This window comes from Buchnera aphidicola (Cinara splendens), from assembly GCF_900698975.1.
GTDB classification, from domain to species: Bacteria; Pseudomonadota; Gammaproteobacteria; order Enterobacterales; family Enterobacteriaceae; genus Buchnera_F; species Buchnera_F aphidicola_AI.
The window spans coordinates 160252-180151 of record NZ_LR217722.1 but is presented as its reverse complement, the minus strand read 5'-3'; the positions used below and the strand labels follow the sequence as shown (position 1 = coordinate 180151).

At 24.4% G+C, this 19900-nt stretch carries 15 protein-coding genes; 9 read left to right on the top strand and 6 right to left on the bottom strand.

Annotated elements, in window-relative coordinates:
* Nucleotides 1–31: 31 nt before the first annotated feature.
* From pyrH to rpsB, 3 genes are all read right to left on the bottom strand, one after another.
* Nucleotides 32–754, bottom strand: a complete 723-nt coding sequence (pyrH, locus tag BUCISPPA3004_RS00760) for a UMP kinase (RefSeq protein WP_154048847.1) — start codon at nt 752–754, stop codon at nt 32–34.
* Between the two features lie 111 nt (nt 755–865).
* Nucleotides 866–1678 carry a translation elongation factor Ts gene (tsf, locus tag BUCISPPA3004_RS00755; protein ID WP_154048846.1) on the bottom strand — a complete coding sequence of 271 codons (813 nt, stop codon included), beginning with the start codon at nt 1676–1678 and terminating at the stop codon, nt 866–868.
* Between the two features lie 46 nt (nt 1679–1724).
* Nucleotides 1725–2450, bottom strand: coding sequence for a 30S ribosomal protein S2 (rpsB, locus tag BUCISPPA3004_RS00750; protein ID WP_154048845.1), 726 nt, complete (start codon nt 2448–2450; stop codon nt 1725–1727).
* 351 nt (nt 2451–2801) lie between these two features.
* Here rpsB and map point away from each other — a divergent pair, with 351 nt between their 5' ends.
* From map to erpA, 9 genes are all read left to right on the top strand, one after another.
* The gene (gene map / locus BUCISPPA3004_RS00745; RefSeq protein ID WP_154048844.1) at nt 2802–3593 is read left to right on the top strand and encodes a type I methionyl aminopeptidase; all 792 of its coding nucleotides are present in this window, start codon (nt 2802–2804) and stop codon (nt 3591–3593) included.
* 141 nt (nt 3594–3734) lie between these two features.
* Nucleotides 3735–4565, top strand: a complete 831-nt coding sequence (gene dapD, locus BUCISPPA3004_RS00740) for a 2,3,4,5-tetrahydropyridine-2,6-dicarboxylate N-succinyltransferase (RefSeq protein ID WP_154048843.1) — start codon at nt 3735–3737, stop codon at nt 4563–4565.
* Between the two features lie 182 nt (nt 4566–4747).
* Complete coding sequence (gene ilvB, locus BUCISPPA3004_RS00735; RefSeq protein WP_154048842.1) at nt 4748–6466, top strand: biosynthetic-type acetolactate synthase large subunit; 1719 nt, start codon at nt 4748–4750, stop codon at nt 6464–6466.
* 14 nt (nt 6467–6480) lie between these two features.
* Nucleotides 6481–6960 (top strand): acetolactate synthase small subunit, encoded by a 480-nt coding sequence (gene ilvN, locus BUCISPPA3004_RS00730; protein WP_154048841.1) that lies wholly within the window; start codon nt 6481–6483, stop codon nt 6958–6960.
* Between the two features lie 156 nt (nt 6961–7116).
* Nucleotides 7117–8037, top strand: a complete 921-nt coding sequence (gene rsmH / locus BUCISPPA3004_RS00725; protein ID WP_154048840.1) for a 16S rRNA (cytosine(1402)-N(4))-methyltransferase RsmH — start codon at nt 7117–7119, stop codon at nt 8035–8037.
* A gap of 360 nt (nt 8038–8397) precedes the next feature.
* Nucleotides 8398–9876, top strand: coding sequence for a Mur ligase family protein (locus BUCISPPA3004_RS00720; protein WP_154048839.1), 1479 nt, complete (start codon nt 8398–8400; stop codon nt 9874–9876).
* Between the two features lie 684 nt (nt 9877–10560).
* On the top strand, nt 10561–11814 hold the full coding sequence (gene ftsA, locus BUCISPPA3004_RS00715; protein WP_154048838.1) for a cell division protein FtsA: 1254 nt from the start codon (nt 10561–10563) through the stop codon (nt 11812–11814).
* 55 nt (nt 11815–11869) lie between these two features.
* Entirely contained in the window at nt 11870–13027 is a 1158-nt protein-coding gene (gene ftsZ, locus BUCISPPA3004_RS00710; protein WP_154048837.1) for a cell division protein FtsZ, read from the top strand.
* Nucleotides 13028–13233: 206 nt separating this feature from the next.
* The gene (gene erpA / locus BUCISPPA3004_RS00705) at nt 13234–13575 is read left to right on the top strand and encodes an iron-sulfur cluster insertion protein ErpA (protein ID WP_154048836.1); all 342 of its coding nucleotides are present in this window, start codon (nt 13234–13236) and stop codon (nt 13573–13575) included.
* Nucleotides 13576–14026: 451 nt separating this feature from the next.
* Here the strand turns inward: erpA and lpdA are convergent, their stop codons facing one another.
* The 3 genes from lpdA to aceE all read right to left on the bottom strand — a co-directional run bounded on the left by lpdA (nt 14027) and on the right by aceE (nt 19458).
* Nucleotides 14027–15445, bottom strand: a complete 1419-nt coding sequence (gene lpdA / locus BUCISPPA3004_RS00700; protein ID WP_154048835.1) for a dihydrolipoyl dehydrogenase — start codon at nt 15443–15445, stop codon at nt 14027–14029.
* Nucleotides 15446–15541: 96 nt separating this feature from the next.
* A complete protein-coding gene (locus BUCISPPA3004_RS00695) occupies nt 15542–16786 on the bottom strand; it encodes a 2-oxo acid dehydrogenase subunit E2 (protein ID WP_197730337.1) in 1245 nt (414 codons plus the stop codon).
* Between the two features lie 11 nt (nt 16787–16797).
* Nucleotides 16798–19458: a pyruvate dehydrogenase (acetyl-transferring), homodimeric type gene (aceE, locus tag BUCISPPA3004_RS00690; protein ID WP_154048834.1), complete on the bottom strand. Its 2661-nt coding sequence runs from the start codon at nt 19456–19458 to the stop codon at nt 16798–16800.
* Nucleotides 19459–19900: the final 442 nt, after the last annotated feature.

Genomic DNA, 19900 nt, shown 5'->3' with positions numbered 1-19900 from the left:
TCTTGATAATTATATAACTCAAAAATATAATTTATTCAGAAATTAAAGTTCCAATATGATTCGTACTCATAAAAATATCATGTAAAATTTTTGGATTATACATATTGAAAACTAAAATAGGTAATTTATGTTCATAAGCTAAAACTAATGATGCATGATCCATAACTTTTAATTGTTTTTTTAATACTTCTTTATATTTTAATTTTTTATATAACTTTGCCTTTGGGTGTATTAATGGATCAGATGAATAAATTCCATTAACTTTTGTTCCTTTTAGAAAAATATCTGCTTTTATATCAATCCCATAAACACATGCTGCTGAATCAGTAGTAAAAAAGGGTATACCAAGTCCAAAACAAAATATAGCAACATACCCGTTTTCAAGAGCATTATTCACCTTATCTAATCTATACCGCTCACACAAACCTTCTAGAGATGTAGGTGAAAAAAGTCTTACTTTAATATTACTTTTTTTAAAAAATTCGTAAATTAATAAACTATTCATGACTGTAGATAACATACCAATTTGATCTGATATAGTTCGTCGTATACCTATTTTTGTTAATTCAGATCCCCTGAATAAATTTCCTCCACCTACTACCAAAGCAACTTGAACATCAGATTGTACTAATAACTGTATTTGTTGTGTTAAACAATGAATAAAATTAATATTTATGTTATATGTAGAATCACTTTTTAAAAATTCTCCACTAATTTTTAATAAAATTCGACTATACTTGTTTTTTTTTTTCATAATTTTAGATTAAAACCCATTTAATATATTTATTAATAAAAATTAATGAATACAATTCTTTTGTTACACTAAAATATATTTAATAAAATCATATTAATATATATGATAAAATTATAAGGATTCTCCTACTTTAAAATATATAAAGTCTTGTATAGAAATAGAATTTTTATTTAAAAAATCACCAACTGTTATTTTAGGATCCATGATAAATTTTTGATGCACTAATGTAATATTATTAATAAACTTCTTTAAACGTCCATTCACAATAGATTTTAGCACATAAGAATTTTTACCAGTTTTATTAGCAATGCTTTGTTGAACTTGAGTTTCTCGATCCAAAATATCTTGAGGAATATCTTTTTCAAATAAAAACAATGGACGAGAAGAAGCAATATGCATAGCGACATGTTTAAAACATTGATATTTATAATCATTCATATCCGATAAAATTTTTCCTGTTACTACTACTCCAATTTTTCCTAAATGAAGATAAGAGTTTGTAACACTACCTATTAAATATTTGATTCTACGAATAATAATATTTTCTCGTACTTTAGCAATTAAAGCAATATTTTGTGAATTAAAAAAATCACGTATATCCTGTAAATTAAATAATTTTTTTGTACCAATATAATCTACTATTTTTTGCCCAAAAATTTTAAATTCATCATTATTAGCTACAAAATCAGTTTCTGAATTTAATTCTAATAATACTCCTAAATTTTTATCTTGATATAAAAATATACGACCACAATTAGCATGATGTGAAATATTTCTATCCGCAATACATATTCCTAGTGTTCTTAAATAGTCAACAGCATTCTCAATATTTCCATTAGCTTTTTGTAAAGCTTTTTTACATTCCATAAATCCAGAACCGGTTTGTGCTCGCAACTGTTTTATTTGTAGTATTGAAATATCCATTATATTAATTACCTGATATTAATATCATTTATATTCTTTTTTAAAATTATAATTCTTTTAATCTTTTTTTTAAAAGAAAAGATTCTTGTTTTGTTTTATAACATTTCGACAATGCTTTAGACAATATACTTAAATATAAATTAATAGCTCTAATTGCATCATCATTACCTGGTATAATATAATTAATACCCTCCGGACTAGAATTAGTATCTACTACAGCAAATACTAATATTCCTAGATTATTAGCTTCCTGAATAGCTATATGTTCATGCATAGTATCAATAACAAAAATTGCATCTGGTAAACCTCCCATATTTTTAATACCACCTAAACTTTTTTCTAACTTTTCTAAAGAACGTTTTCTTAATAAAACTTCTTTTTTTGTTAATTTGTCAAATGTACCATCAATTGATTGCTTTTCTAAATCTTTTAACTTATTTATAGATTGTCTAACTGTTTTCCAATTTGTTAGCATGCCTCCTAACCAACGATGATTTACATAAAATTGATGACATGATAATGCAATTAATTTAATTGCTACACTGGCTGCTTTTTTTGTTCCTACAAATAATATTTTACCATTACGTTGAATAATTTTTTGAAGAGCTGCGGTAGCTGATTGCAATAACGGTAATGTTTTCTCTAAGTTAATGATATGTACTTTATTTTTAGTACCAAAAATAAAAGGTTTCATTTTTGGATTCCAATATCGTGTTTGATGTCCAAAATGAACTCCGGCTTTAATCATATTCTTCATTAAAGGAACATCCATAACAATTCTCCTGTAATTTTTAAAATAAAAAAAAATATGCTAATATAATAATATATAAGTTAATATCAAAATAAAGTAATCTTTATCAAAATATTTCATATTTACTTTAAAAAAAATCATTATACATTTAATAAATTTAAAACTAAATTTAGAATCATATCTTGAAAATCTCTAATACATAAAGATGTATGTAATATGTATATTATATCATATTATAATAAAATTATTGATATCGTTTTTGTGTTTCCAATAAAATACATAATATTTATTTAAAATAATATTTTTATATAAATAAATTATTATTGTTTATATAAAGATTTATAAAATAAACCAAAAAACAAACCCGTAAAAATGAAAAATACTTTAAAAAACAAATACGATATTCAACAAATGCGAATATCTGGAAAAATTACAGCGAATGTACTAGAAATAATTAAGCCGTATATAGTACCAGATGCTTCTACAGAAGATATTAATAAAATTTGTCATTATTATATAACAAAAGTTAAACATGCTATACCTGCTTGTTTAGGATACAAAAATTTTCCTAAATCTATATGCATATCTATTAACGATGTTGTTTGTCATGGAATTTCAGATAAAAAATTATTATTAAAAAATGGTGATATTGTTAATATAGACGTATCAGTCATTAAAAATGATTACTACACTGATGCATCAAAAATGTTTTTCGTAGGATCTGTTAGAAAAAAAAATAAATATTTATGTCAAATTACTAAAAAAAGTCTTTATTTATCTTTAAAATGCATAAAAAATGGAGTAAGAATAAATACTATCGGAAAAATTATCCAAAAATATGTAGAAAAAAAAAATTTTTCAGTAGTTAGAGAATATTGTGGACATGGAATAGGAAAAAATTTTCATGAATTTCCACATATTTTACATTTTTACAATCATAACGATTATATAATTATGCAAACCGGAATGATATTTACTATAGAACCTATGGTAAATGAAAAATTACCATATGTAAAATGCATGGAAGATGGTTGGACCATAAAAACTAATGATGGTGGTTTATCTGCACAATATGAACACACAATTTTAGTAACTAAAACTGGATGTGAGGTAATCACACACCAAAAAAATGAAAAAATTCCCAAAATTTTTATAAATACATAATATATATACTTAACACTTAAAAAAAATAATATTTGTATCTTTAAATAAATTAAATTACCCAATTATTTTAAATAATATTAAAATTTAATATACAAAAATAGTACAAAATAATTGTATGAATCTAACAGGTCAATAATTCAGATGACAAAAATACAGCATTATATTGAAGAAATCTTTCAAAAAAAAAAAAAAGAACATGACTACAAAATCACCACTAATGAAAAAAAGTATATCCGTCAAACTATATCACAGTTAAACTCTGGAATAATTAGAATAGCAGAAAAAATTCATGGAAAATGGATTACACATCAATGGATAAAAAAATGTGTATTATTGTACCTTTATTCTAAAAGTAACAAAATTATAAAAACATCAAACAATGTTTTTTATGATAAAATACCATTAAAATATAGAAATTATAATGAATCACAATTTATTCAAGATTCTATACGAATAATTCCGAATGCAATAGTAAGATTCGGTGCTTTTATTGATAAAAATGTAGTACTTATGCCTAGCTTTATCAATATTGGAGCTTACATTGGTAAAAATACTATGATTGACACTTGGTCTACTATAGGTTCATGTGCACAAATTGGTAATAATGTACATATATCTGGAGGAGTAGGTATCGGTGGTGTATTAGAGCCCTTACAAAACAATCCTACTATTATAGAAGATAATTGTTTTATTGGAGCACGATCTGAAATTGTTGAGGGAGTTATTATAGAAAAAAATTCAGTAATTTCTATGGGCGTATATATTAGTCAAAGTACAAAAATATACGAACGAGAAACAGGAAAAATATTCTACGGAAGAGTTCCATCAGGATCAGTAGTAGTATCAGGTACTTTACCTTCTAAAAATCACTATAATGTAAATTTATACTGTGCGGTAATCGTTAAAAAAGTTGATAAAAATACCTTGAAAAAAACAGAATTAAATACCTTGTTACGTAACACTAAAAATTAATTGAATATTATTAAATAATAATCTTTTATTGTTAATAAATATCCGCCTAAAAAGGCGGATATCATTGTATGTTTCGTTATACACTATAATTACTAAACATAAAATGTACTATACAACAATAATCATACATATAACTGTATATTTTTTATGATCAAAATAGTTTTAAAAAGGACTTGTAATCAATGATATTGTTATCAGGCGCTGAAATGGTTGTAAAATCATTAATAGATTTAAAAATAGACACAATATTTGGATATCCTGGAGGAGCAGTATTAGATATATATGATGCATTATATACTTTAGGTCAAAAAAAAATACAACATATACTAGTACGACATGAACAAGGAGCTGTACACATGGCTGATGGCTATGCTAGATGTACAGGGAGGATTGGAGTAGTTTTAGTAACATCTGGACCTGGAGCAACTAATGCAATTACCGGAATTGCAACAGCATATATGGATTCTATCCCATTAATCATTATTTCAGGACAGGTATCTTCTGATTTAATTGGATTTGATGCATTCCAAGAATGTGATATGATTGGCATTTCTAGACCTATTGTTAAACATAGTTTTTTAGTAAAAAAATCTGAAGATATTCCATTAATTTTTAAAAGATCATATTTACTAGCATCTAAAGGGAGACCTGGCCCTATTGTGATTGATTTACCGAAAAATATTTTAGATCAAAAAACAAAAAAAAAATATATTTGGCCCAAAACTATTAAAATTAAATCTTATCACTTTAAAAAAAAAAACAACAAAAAAAGCATACAAAAAGCATTAAATGAGATTTTAATATCTAAAAAACCTATTATTTATGCTGGAGGAGGTATAATTAGTTCTAATAGTCACTCTGAATTATATTCACTAGCTACTCTTTTAAATATTCCAGTTACACTATCTCTTATGGCTTTAGGAGCTTTTCCTGGAAATAATCCTCAATGTTTATCTATGTTAGGTATGCATGGAACTTATCAAGCTAACATGGCAATGCATCATTCCGATACAATATTAGCTATAGGAGTTAGATTCGATGATAGAACAACTAACAATATAGAAAAATATTGTCCTAATGCAAAAATAATACACATTGATATTGATCCAACTTCTATTTCAAAAACTATTACTGCAAATATTCCTATCATTGGAGATGCAAAAAAAATATTAATAACTATGTTAAATATTATTAAAAAAAATCCATTTAATAGACCTACAAACTACCTGCATACATGGTGGAAAAAAATTAACTCATGGAAACAACTAAAACTCAAAAATCACAACAAATTAAATACTACTATTAAATCACAAAATTTTATAAAAATTTTATATAAATTAACAAAAGGAGATGCGTATATAACATCTGATGTTGGGCAACATCAAATGTTTACTGCATTAAATTATACATTTGATAAACCCCGCCGTTGGATTAATTCTGGAGGATTAGGAACAATGGGATTTGGTTTGCCAGCAGCTTTAGGAGTAAAAATAGCATTTCCTAACAAACTTGTAATTTGTATTACTGGAGATGGTAGTATTCAAATGAATATACAAGAATTATCTACCGCAAAGCAATATGACCTTGCTATACTAGTAATTAATTTAAATAATCAATCATTAGGAATGGTAAAGCAGTGGCAAGATATAATATACGAAGGAAGACATTCTCACTCATATATGAAATCTTTACCAAATTTTACAAAACTAGCTAAGTCATTTGGACATGTAGGATTAAAAATCAAAAGACCTAAAGAAATCATTGAAAAATTGAAAATAGCCATACAAAAAGTTCAATTAGGATCATTGGTATTTGTAGATGTCTACATAGAACCGAATGAACATATTTACCCTATGCAAATTAAAAATGGTGGGATGAATGATATGTTATTACAAAAATAGGATAATTTTAAATTATGCGTCGTATTTTATCAATTTTACTAGAAAATGAATCAGGAGCACTATCTCGAGTAATTGGTCTATTTTCACAACGCGGATATAATATAGATAGCCTTACAGTAGCTCCAACAGAGAACAATAAGATTTCTCGATTAACTATTCAAACCTTTGGAAATAAAAAAACAATCGAGCAAATTGAAAAACAACTACAAAAATTAATTGATGTACATCAAGTTATCGAAATTACTAATAAAAGTTATATAGAAAGAGAAATTCTATTGATAAGAATCAAAATACATGAATTTAAAAAACTCCATGAAATTAATCAATTACTTGATATTTATCAAGGAATTATAATTGATTGTTCCTCAAAAAAATATATTATTCAAATATCAGGTACTAACCATATTGTTGATTCATTTTTAAAAATCATAAAAAAATCTTTTAAAATTATTGAATTATCTAGATCCGGAGTAATCAGTATTAATTGTCATTAACTATATTTAATAAAAAAATACTAAATAAATTATATTATTTGATTACAATCATTCATTTTAACCATTTATACATTTTCTATTAAATATTTTAAAAATTTTTATTTTTAAAACATAATGCTTAGAGAATGTATAAATTTATTATTAATAATAAAAATTATGTCACATGTATCAGTATTACTAAAAGAATCAATCAATGCTTTAAATATTAAACCTGATGGAGTATACGTTGACGGAACATTCGGTTCAGGCGGACATTCGTTAGAAATATTAAAAAAAATAGGAAAATCAGGAAAATTATATGCAATAGATCAAGATCCACAATCTGTACTTCTTGGAAAGAAAATAAAAGATAATAGATTTTATATCAAACAAGGAAATTTTTCTAAAGTAATAAAAGATTTACATTATCTTGATAATGTACAAATTGATGGAATCTTATTAGATTTAGGTGTTTCATCAACACAAATAGATACAGCAAATAGAGGTTTTTCATTTATGAAAAATGGACCTTTAGATATGCGTATGAATAATACAACCGGAATACCTGCATGGCAATGGTTACAAAAAACCAACCAAAAAAAAATAGAAAATGTTTTAAAAAATTTAGGAGAAGAACGATATGCAAAAAAAATTTCTCATTGTATTATCGAAAGAAATAAAAAAAAACCTATATTACAAACACTAGATTTAGTAGAAATTATTAAAAAAGTTATTCCTAAAAAAAATACATTTAAACATCCTGCTACTCGAACTTTTCAAGCTATACGTATTTATATTAATCAAGAAATAGAATCATTAAAAAAAACATTAAACATTTTAATAAAAATTCTAAAAACTCGAGCAAGAATAGCAATTATTAGCTTCCATTCTATTGAAAGTAGAATTGTAAAAAAATTTTTTAAAAAATACAGTCAATGTCAAACAATTCCTAAAGGTTTACCTATAACTGAGAAGCAAATTAAACAACGTACATTTAAAAAAATGAAAATTATCAAGAAAATAAAACCTAATATTGATGAAATCAAAAAAAACCCACGCGCACGCAGCGCACTATTAAGAATTGCAGAAATACTATAAATTTAATAACATTAAAAAAAACATATATAGTATCTATATATAAAAATTAGATATACAAAAAATAAGTATATTTTAAAAAAATCTATATTTTTTTATTTCAAGGAAAATCACTGTATCACTTTTTTTATATGTTTATATAAAATTTAATAATTTAAAAAAATGATGTATCACTATAAAAACAAAAAATATTTTGTTATTAATACGTCTATACAAATATATAATTATATTTTTTATACATAAAAAAAAAAATACATAACAACATACATACATTACACATTATGTTAAATAACATGTAAATACATATGTTAAAATAGAAATATATATAAATTCTATTCACAATGATTAAATAATATTTAAATTATGATAAAAAAAATAAATAATATTCAAATATTACTAAATCCATGGATTAATAATATTCCTCAAAAAAAAATTTGTAATATTACTCAATACAGCGCCAAAATTAAAAGTGGTGATTTATTTATTTTATTACATAAAAAAAAAAATACAAAAAAAAATCACATTTTAAAAGCTTTAAAAAATAAAGCTAACGTTGTTTTATATGAAACAAAAAAAAAAAAACACGGATTATGTATATCTACACAATTTAATACATTAATTATTTATTTTAAAAAATTAAGTTACTATATTCATCAAATATATGAAAGATTTTTTAATAAACCACAAAAAAAAATAAAATTAATCGGAGTAATAGGAACATACGGAAAAACTACTGTAGCTAATTTAATTGCACAATGGGAAAAACTTATTAACAAAAAAATTAGTATAATAAAAAATTTAGAAAATACTATTGATACATATACACAATCTAATTATGACAATATTAATTACAAAAACTCCATTCAAAAAAAATTATACAATTTAGTAAAAAAAAAAATAGATATTACAATAATAGAAATGTCTTATCATGTTTTAATGCAAAAACAAATGTCTAATTTAAGATTTGAATCAATAATATGTACAAATCTAACTAATAATCTAATAGATGGCCAAAAAAACATGTTTCAACAAGAAAAAATAAAATTTTCTTTTTTAAAAAATAATGCAATTAAAAATATTATCTTAAATGGAGATGAAAATATTGCAAGTAATTGGATACACAAATTTAAAAATAAAAACGTTATTTCTGTTACTATATTTAAAAAAAATAATGTTTTTCATACAAAATTTTGGATCAATGTAATAAATATCATTTATAGTACTTCACGCACAAAAATTTTCTTTAACTCATCGTGGGGTTCAGGAAAATTATATAGCCTATTATTAGGCAATTTTAATATTACCAATATTTTATTAGCTATGACATCTATGTTATTATTGAAATATTCAATAAATATACTTATTCAAAGTAGTAGATTTTTACAACCTATACGAAGAAAAATGGAAAAAATTCAAATTAATCAAAGTCCTTTATTTGTAATAAATAACGTTCATTTACCACAAATATTATATCGTGCACTGTATTCTTTGAAGTATTATAACTGTAAAAAAATTTGGTGTATTTTAGGGTATGAGGAAATAACAAACATTAGTACTAGAAAAATTATAGGAAATATTATAGAAAAATTTTCTGATTTTATTGTTTTTATAAATACTCATCCTCACAATAAGCAAGAAAAATTAATTCTACACGATATATTAAATGAATGTAATAAAAAAAACAAATTTTTTATATTTTATAATATAAAGCAGGCTATACAATTTGTTTTTTCTCAAACTAATAAATATGATATAATATTAGTGTCAGAAAAAGAAAAAAAGGTAAAAAAAATCATTAAATATATAAATATTATATCAAAAAATAGTAGCATAAATATATAAATAATAAAGTATAGGAAAATTTGTAAAAAAATAAAATTAATTATTAATATAATAAAATTATTTTAGATTATATTCTAGATTGTAAAAATACAATATAAAATATTTATTTACATATCAAAATAAACCGCATTATTCACTATTTCTAAAAAATGAGATTATTACTCCTTCTATACTAAAAATATTGACATATAGTGTTATTTAAAATAAGCATAAAACATTATTATTTAATTACAAAAATTAAATGTATATAAATTTTATTTCAAAAAAAAATATATTGTATATTTTAACAAAAAATAAAATTAACAACATTATGATTTATTAAAAAATTTAAAATTTATATATCAGCAATAATATTATCATCTTTAAAATTCATAAAAATTATTTAATATTCATAAAATATATGATTTATTGAAATTCAATAAAAGTATAACAATACCATTGTTATGGTATTTATACTACAATACATATTATTACTAAAAACTTATATATTTGATTTTTATAAATATGTAATAAAAAAAATATAATATTAAAATATTATTATAAATACTATTATTAAAAATAATTATAAAATGCATTTTACGTGTAAATATTTATATAATATTTATTATTATATATTTACATGAAATATACATCATGTACTAAATTTATAAAAAATTAAACCAATCATCTAATTTAATTAAAAATATGAACTATTTAATAAAAAAAAATATTATTACCGGTCTAGAGATAGGAGCAACAAAAATCACTGTGTTAATAGGAGAAATTCTTCAATGCGGGATGATTAATATAATAGGTTTTAGTAAACAGAAAGTTCAAGGGATAGAAAAAGGCAAAATCAATAATTTAGAACTATTAATACATTGTATAAATACGTCTATTCAAAAAGCAGAAAAAATGGCTCAGTGTAAAATCTATTCTGTATATCTCTCAATATCGCATAATGAAATTAGCTGCCAAAATGAAATTGGAATTACTCCTATTAAGAACAAAGAAGTAACTCAAAAAGAAATAGACACGGTTATTAAAACAGCTACGTCTGTTAAAATAAAATATAATCATAAAATCTTACATATCATCCCTCAAGAATTTTTAGTTGATAATCAATCTGGCATAAAAAATCCTATAGGACTTTCAGGTATGCGGGTACAAGCTAATGTACACTTAATTACCGGAAATATAAATATTCATAAAAATATCATAAAAGCTATTCAAAAATGTGGAGTACATGTAAAAAAAAACATATTTATTGGGTTAGCATCTAGCCTTTCTGTATTAACAGAAGAAGAAAAAGATTTAGGAGCATGTTTAGTAGATATGGGAGGAGAAACAATGAATATTAGTATTTATATAAATGGATCATTATACCATAATGCAGTTATACCGTATGCAGGAAATACTGTAACACGCGATATTGCATATGCTTTTTCTTTATCTTATTCCGATGCAGAATTCATAAAAAAAAAATACGGATATGCTATAGAAGATATCTCAGTTACATGTAAAAATTTAGAAATTATGACCAAAAAAGGGGAAAAAATAGTTAATTGTCATTATCAATCTTTGGTAGAAGTTATTGAGCCAAGATATACAGAATTATTACAATTAGTAAATAAAGAAATTTTATACTCATATACCCATTGTCGTAATATTAATCCTAATAAATATCCTAAAATTTCTAATATAGTATTGACAGGAGGATCCTCTAAAATAAAAAATTTATTAAAATGTGCAAATAAAGTGTTTCAAACTAATATTATCATAAAAAAACCTTGCAATATTCCAGACATACCTGAATATCTTGCACATCCTAAGTATGCTACCATTATTGGATTATTGCAATATGGAAAAAATTATAAACAATCAATTTTAATAAAAAAAAAAAATAGTGGATTTTTTAAATATTTATTTACTCAAATAAAATACTTGTTAATACATTAATTAAAGTCCAAAAGTATAATAATTTTAATTATTCTAATGTTATGGAGTATATTTTATGTTTGAACCTTCTGAATTAAGTAATGATGCAGTCATTAAAGTTATTGGTGTTGGTGGAGGTGGAAGTAATGCTGTTGAACATATGGTTCGTGAAAAAATAGAAGGTGTGGAATTTTTTGCTATAAATACAGATGCTCAAGCATTGAGGAAAATAGCTGTAGGACAAACTATACAGATAGGAAATAACATTACAAAAGGTCTAGGAGCTGGAGCAAATCCTGATGTAGGAAAAAATTCTGCCGAAGAAGATAAAGAAACATTAAAATCAGCATTGGATGGTGCAGATATGGTTTTTATAGCGGCAGGAATGGGGGGAGGAACTGGTACGGGAGCCGCTCCTGTAGTAGCAGAAGTTGCAAAAGAACTTGGAATACTAACAGTAGCTGTAGTAACTAAACCCTTTAGTTTTGAGGGAAAAAAAAGAATGAATTTTGCTGAACAAGGATTAAATGAATTATCTAAATATGTTGATTCTCTCATAACAATACCTAATGATAAGTTATTAAAAGTTTTAACACGTGGAATATCATTACTTGATGCATTTGGAGCTGCAAATGATGTGCTTAAGGGAGCTGTGCAAGGAATTGCGGAACTAATTACTCGACCAGGGCTAATGAACGTTGATTTTGCAGATGTAAGAACTGTAATGTCAGAAATGGGTTATGCTATGATGGGTACAGGATCAGCTTCAGGAGAAAATAGAGCAGAAGAAGCCTCTGAAATTGCTATCTCTAGCCCTTTATTAGAAGATATTGATCTTTCAGGAGCTAGAGGAGTGTTAGTAAATATAACTGCTGGTTTTGATTTAAGACTAGATGAATTTGAAACTGTAGGAAACACTATCCGGGCATTTTCATCTGATAATGCAACCGTAGTAATTGGTACTTCACTAGATCCACAAATGGATCATTCTTTAAGAGTAACAGTAGTAGCAACAGGAATTGGTATGGAAAAAAGATCTGAGATTTCTTTTATGAGAAATCAATCGTCTAAAGAATTATTAGTGGATTATAGAAACCAATCATTAAGAAGACATAGAGTAGTAAATAATTTAAATAACGTTAAAAAAACTACTAATAACAATTTTAAAAACACGCAAAAATATGAAAAAAATTTTTTAGATATTCCAGCTTTTTTAAGAAAAAATAGTAATTAACAATTATTACTTTATTAGATACACAATATATATATTAATTATTTTATACTAATTTAATAATTTACATGTAAAAACTCCATTAAAATACCATACACAAAAATAATTTATAAAAATATTTTTATATATCTATATTGTTAATTTTAATATAAATCAAATTTTTCTTTAAACTAATACAAATAATCACACTGTTAAAAGATAGAGTTTATATGACATCATCAATATATTCATTTAAAATTACAATAACAGCAGTTAATAGGATAAAAAAACTTTTACTTATAAAAAAAAATTTACAATTAAAATTACGTGTATATATAACAGGAGGTGGTTGTGGTGGCTTTCAGTATGGATTTAAATTAGATAATATCATGAATAAAGATGATATTCATATAAAAAAATCCGGTATAACAATTATTATTGACCCTATTAGTTTTCAATACTTAATCGGAGGAAAAATAGATTATATAGAAAATTTAGAAGGATCAAAATTTATCATTAGTAATCCTAACGCTCAAACAACATGTGGATGTGGATTATCATTTAGTATATAAATAATCATATATAAAATAATACTGTATACAAAAAATATACTGCAATATAAATAATACAAAAAACATATAGTTTGTATATTTAATAATTCTATCATTTTTGTTATATATAAACTATATAGTTATTTAGAGCAGGGAGTAACCTGCTCTGTATAATATTTTAATTATATATAAATATTCATTAATTATATTCAAAATATATAAAAAATCTTCAATTAACATAAAATATATTTTATATATAATAATTATAATATTTTGTATTAATCTAAATATTGAGTTAATGATAATACAAAAAGCAACTAATACAGCATCTTTACAAAAAATATTTATATAAAATATTAATACGTTTTTGTTGAAATAAATTAACATTTCATTCATTTTACAGGTATAAATTTTTTAACCATCAATATATATAATTATATATAAATTTTCTAATGTAATAGTATACAAATACTTATATTTTATTAATCATATCTGTAGCTGTACCAAGAAATAGTTGTGCTGATATATTTATTGATTCTGATAAAGTGGGGTGGGAGTGAATTGTAAGAGATAAATCTTCTATATCACATCCCATTTCAATAGATAAATTAATTTCTGATAATAATTCTCCAGCATTTTTACCAATAATTATACCTCCAATAACTCTATTATTATCTGTATCAACAATTAATCTTGTAATACCACTATCTGCACAATTAGAACTGATTGCTTTTCCAGAAAATTTCCAAGGAACAGTAACTGCTCGACATTTAATACCTTTTAATTTTGCTTGTTCTTCCATAATACCTGTCCATGCAATTTCCGGATTACAGTATGCAACACAAGGGATAGTTCTAGGTTCAAAAAAATGTTTTTTTCCATAAATTACTTCTGCAGCTATATGTGCTTCATGTATTCCTTTATGCGCTAACATCGGTATACCAATTACATCACCGATAGCAAAAATATTTGATACATTAGTTCTCATTTGATTATCTACTTGAATAAAGCCTGAAGAATTTAACTGAATATCTACAGAAGACACATTTAAATCATGAATATTAGCAACTCTACCAACAGAGATTAATATATTATCGTACAAACTATTATATAAAACATCACTAGATGATTTAGTTTTTATTGTAACTCCTTGAGGAGTATATACTAAATTATCAATTGAAGTATTTAAATATATACTAAAATATTTTTTAGTATTTTGAATAAAAAAATCACTCATATCTTTATCAATAGATGGAAAAAATTTTTCAGAGCTATCCATAATATCTACGTGCGATCCTAAAGCACTATATATAGTCGCCATTTCCAGGCCAATAATGCCAGCTCCAACAATTAGTAATTTTTTAGGAATAGACACACAACTTAATGCTTGAGTAGAATACCAAATACGACTATCTATACTAGATATATTAGATAATTTTTTTGGAGTAGATCCAGAAGCAATAATAGCATGTTCAAAATGAACATCATACACAATATCATTATTTACTACCTGTAATGTATTTTTATTTGAAAAAGTAGCTAATCCTTTTAATATCTTAACTTTTCTATATTTAGCTAAATTATATAAACCATTATTTAACTTAGTTATAATATTATTTTTCCAATCCATAATCTGAGAAATATTTAAGTTATCACAATTACCAATATTTATATTATATTTAGAAAATTCTTGAATTTCTCTTATTAAATTAGCTAGATATAGCAATGATTTAGATGGTATACAACCAACATTTAAACATGTTCCGCCTAAAACTCCATATTTTTCTATAATTATAGTAGATAAACCTAAATCAGAACATCTAAAAGCAGCAGAATATCCTGCTGGTCCACCACCAATGACTGCTACATTAACATTAATATGATTTTTCATAAAATACTCTTCTTGTTAATACTGATAAATATTATTTTAGATTAATTCAAATTAATACAATTAATAACTAAAAATTTATTACATATTTATTGATAACTATACCAATAAAGTTCTAATATCAGATAATAAAAGACCTAAAAAATTTGTAAAACGTGCTCCATCAGCCCCATCAATTACGCGATGATCATATGATAAAGAAAAAGGAAGCATCAAACGAGGACGAAATTTGTTATTAATCCAAATAGGTTTTATTGTTGCTTTTGATATACCGAGAATGCAAGATTCAGGTGCATTAATAATAGGAGTAAAACCAGTTCCACCAATTCCTCCCAAACTAGAAATAGTAAAACTACCACCTTGCATTTCCAAAACGCTTAACTGATTATTTTTTGCTTTGTTAGCTAAATCAAATATTTCATATGATATTTCACTAACATTTTTATATTTTAAATTTTTTAAAACAGGGACTAATAAACCGTCTTGTGTATCTACAGCTATACCAATATTAATATTTTTATTTAAAATAATACTATTTTTATTAACATCTAAGACACTATTAAATCTAGGATATTTTAATAAAACATGCACAACAGATTTTACTATAAACGATAACAGTGAAATTTTTTGAAAATTTTTATTTGCTAAATTACGAGAGTTATATAATTTCCTAAAATCTTCTAACTCAGTGATGTCTGTTTCATCAAATTGAGTAACATGCGGAATATTTTTCCAATTATTTAACAACCTACTTCCAGAAATTTTCTGAATTCCAGTTAATAATTGATATTCTGGATCATCATTTTTATTCTTTAAGTTATCTTGTTTTACTAAAATATCTTTAGTATTATATATATTGATATCATTATGAATAGTATTGTATTTCGTTATATCTTCTTTAGTTACACATCCTTTTCTTCCACTTCCTGCAATATCTAACAAGTTAATATTTAATTTCCTAGCCATACGACGAACTATAGGAGATGCATAAATTTCCTTATCCTGATAATTATTATCAGAATTAATACTATTATTAATATTTAATTGATCAGCAGAATTAACAATACAATTATTATTGATTTTATTTGTTTTAATTAAATTATTTTTATCACAACTTTCTGCAATAATCATCATTAATTTATTTACAGATATCGTATCTCCTATTTTAACATAGATATTTTTGATAATTCCTGAAACAGGGGAAGGTATTTCTAAAACAGATTTATGACTTTCAATAGAAACTAGCCCATCTTCTTTAATAACTTTATCCCCCACTTGTACTAAAACTTCAATTACTTCTGCACACTTCATTCCAATATCTGGCATACATACTTCTATGTCCACTATATCACCTCTTATGTGAGCCTAGGATTTGGTTTATCGGAAACAATATTTAATTTCTTTAAAGCATCAACTAATATTACTGTATCCATTTTTCCTTGTTGAATTAATGCATCTAAAGCTGCACTTATAATATAAGATGTACTAATTTCAAAAAAATCACGTAATTTTTTTCGACTATCAGATCTACCATATCCATCTGATCCTAATACGTGAAAGATATTTGACGGTACATATGCTCGAACTTGTTCTGCAAAAATTTTCATATAATCAGTAGCTGCGACAACAGGTTCTTGATTCATTATTGAAGTAATATATGGTATTTTTTTTTTCTTTAAAGGATTTAACATATTCCATCTTACACAATCTTGACCGTCACGCGCTAATTCTGTAAAAGATGTTACACTGTAAATATCAGAACCAATTTGATATTCAGATAATAAAAATTTAGCAGCTTTTTCAATGCATCGTAAAATAGCTCCAGAACCTAATAATTGTATATGACCCGCATTTCCAGAATACGTTTTCAGCTTATAAATACCTTTACAAATCCCTTCTATCATATCATAGGACATGTTAGGCATAGCATAATTTTCATTTATAGTAGTAATATAATAAAAAATATTCTCTTGTTTTTGTCCATACATTCGTTCTAAACCAGATTGTATAATAACGGCTAATTCATAACTATAAGTAGGATCATAAGAAATACAATTAGGTATAGTTGAAGATAAAACATGACTATGTCCATCTGCATGTTGTAAACCTTCTCCATTTAATGTACTTTTTCCAGATGTTGCACCAATCAAAAAACCTCTTGCCTGTTGATCTCCGCATGACCACAAAAAGTCTCCAATTCTTTGAAAACCAAACATAGAGTAATAAATATAAAATGGTATCATAGGAAAATTATTAGTACTGTATGAAGTTGCTGCAGCTAGCCATGAGGAACCTGCTCCTAATTCATTAATACCTTCTTGTAAAATTTGACCCTTAGTGTCTTCTCTATAATAAAAAATTTGATCTTTATCTGCAGGTGTATATTTTTGTCCTTGACAATTATAAATACCAATCTGACGAAATAAACCTTCCATACCAAAAGTACGCGCTTCATCAGCTATAATAGGTACAATTCTATTTTTTACATGAACATTTTTTAAAAGTATATTTAAAATTCGTACAAAAGCAACAGTGGTAGATATAGGTCTGACTTGTTCATTTAACAAACAACGAAAATCTTCTAATGAAGGTATTATTAAATCTCTAGAAAAATTATTTAACCGAAAAGGAACATAGCCGTGTAATTTTTTCCTTTGATCATGCAAATATCGATATTCTAAAGAATCTGAAGAAAATTTTACATATGGTAATTTTTGCAGATCTTGTGAATTTATTTTTATTTTTAATTGTTTTTTTAGATATTGAATATCTTGAATATTTAAACTTTTAACTTGATGAGCAATATTTTTTCCTTCAGCAATATTTCCTAAACTATAACCTTTAATTGTATGAATTAATATAACTATCGGTTTGTCTTTTATTAATTTAGCCTCATGAAAAGCAGAATATAATTTTTTAAAATCATGACCGCCTAGCGTTAATTTCCAAATATCATCATCAGTCATATTATCAACTAGTTTTTTTGTTTCTGCGTATTTACCAAAAAAATATTTTCGAATATAAGCACCATCTTTAGATCTAAAAGTTTGATAATCACCATCTATCGTTTCATTCATTAATTGTTTTAAACATCCTGATACATCTTGTTTTAATAAATTATCCCATCCACTTCCCCAAAGTACTTTAATAACATGCCAACCAGCACCTACAAAAAAATTACTTAGTTCATTAATAATTTTTCCATTACCGTAAACAGGTCCGTCTAATCGTTGTAAATTGCAATTAATAATAAATATTAAATTATCTAATTTTTCTCGAGCAGCAATTGTAATAGCTCCTTTAGATTCAGGCTCATCCATTTCACCATCTCCTAAAAAAACATACACAGTTTGTTTTGAAGTATCTTTTAAATTTCTGTTATATAAATATTTTAAAAATTTTGCTTGATAAATAGACGAAACAGCACTTAAACCCATTGAAACTGTCGGAAATTGCCAAAAATCAGGCATTAATTTAGGATGTGGATACGAAGACAATCCCTTTCCATCCGTTTCTTGTCTGAAATTATCTAATTGTTCTTCTGTTATTCGGTTTTCCAAAAATGCCCGCGAATAAATACCTGGAGATATATGTCCTTGAAAATAAATTAAATCACCACTATCATAATCATTATAAGCACGAAAAAAATGATTAAAACAAACTTCATAAATCATAGCAGATGATTGAAAAGAAGAAATATGTCCTCCTAAATCTAAATTTTTCTTAGAAGCACGCAAAACCATCATAATTGCATTCCATCGTACTACTGAACAAATTTTTTTTTCTATTTTAATATTTCCAGGATATTTTGGTTCTTGATTAACATCAATAGTATTTATGAAATCAGAAAAAATATTTTTATGAATATTAGTATTTTGTAACATTCGTGAATTCAAAATTTTATTTACTAAAAAATGAACTCTCTTTATACCATATCTTGTACATACAGATTCAATAGAATCTATCCATTCAGATGTTTCAACAGGATCGATATCTTTAAGAATATTTTTTGACATACTTTTACAAACCTTTAAAATAACTACATATTAATAATTTAATCATTGAGATAATTTTAATAATTTTTTATTTATTTTATTTGTTATAATATAAAATATAATATAGTATATATTCAATAATATTTATATTTAAAATAATATAAATTTTATTTATCATACAATGTATTTTATTTAAATAAGAATTTTATTTATATAAAAATATATTTCTATATTAAAAATATTTATTATATACAATTATATTGTAGTTTATATATTCATATAAATATGTATATTCACAATATATACAACCATAAACATAAAATATACAAATAATTAAATATAAAATATTTTAAAAAACAAAAATATTTAAATTTAAAAAATAAAAATTTTCATTTTATCTATAAATTATGTGTTTACTTTAATATATTAAATACTTTTATGTATATATTATCAAGATAATTAT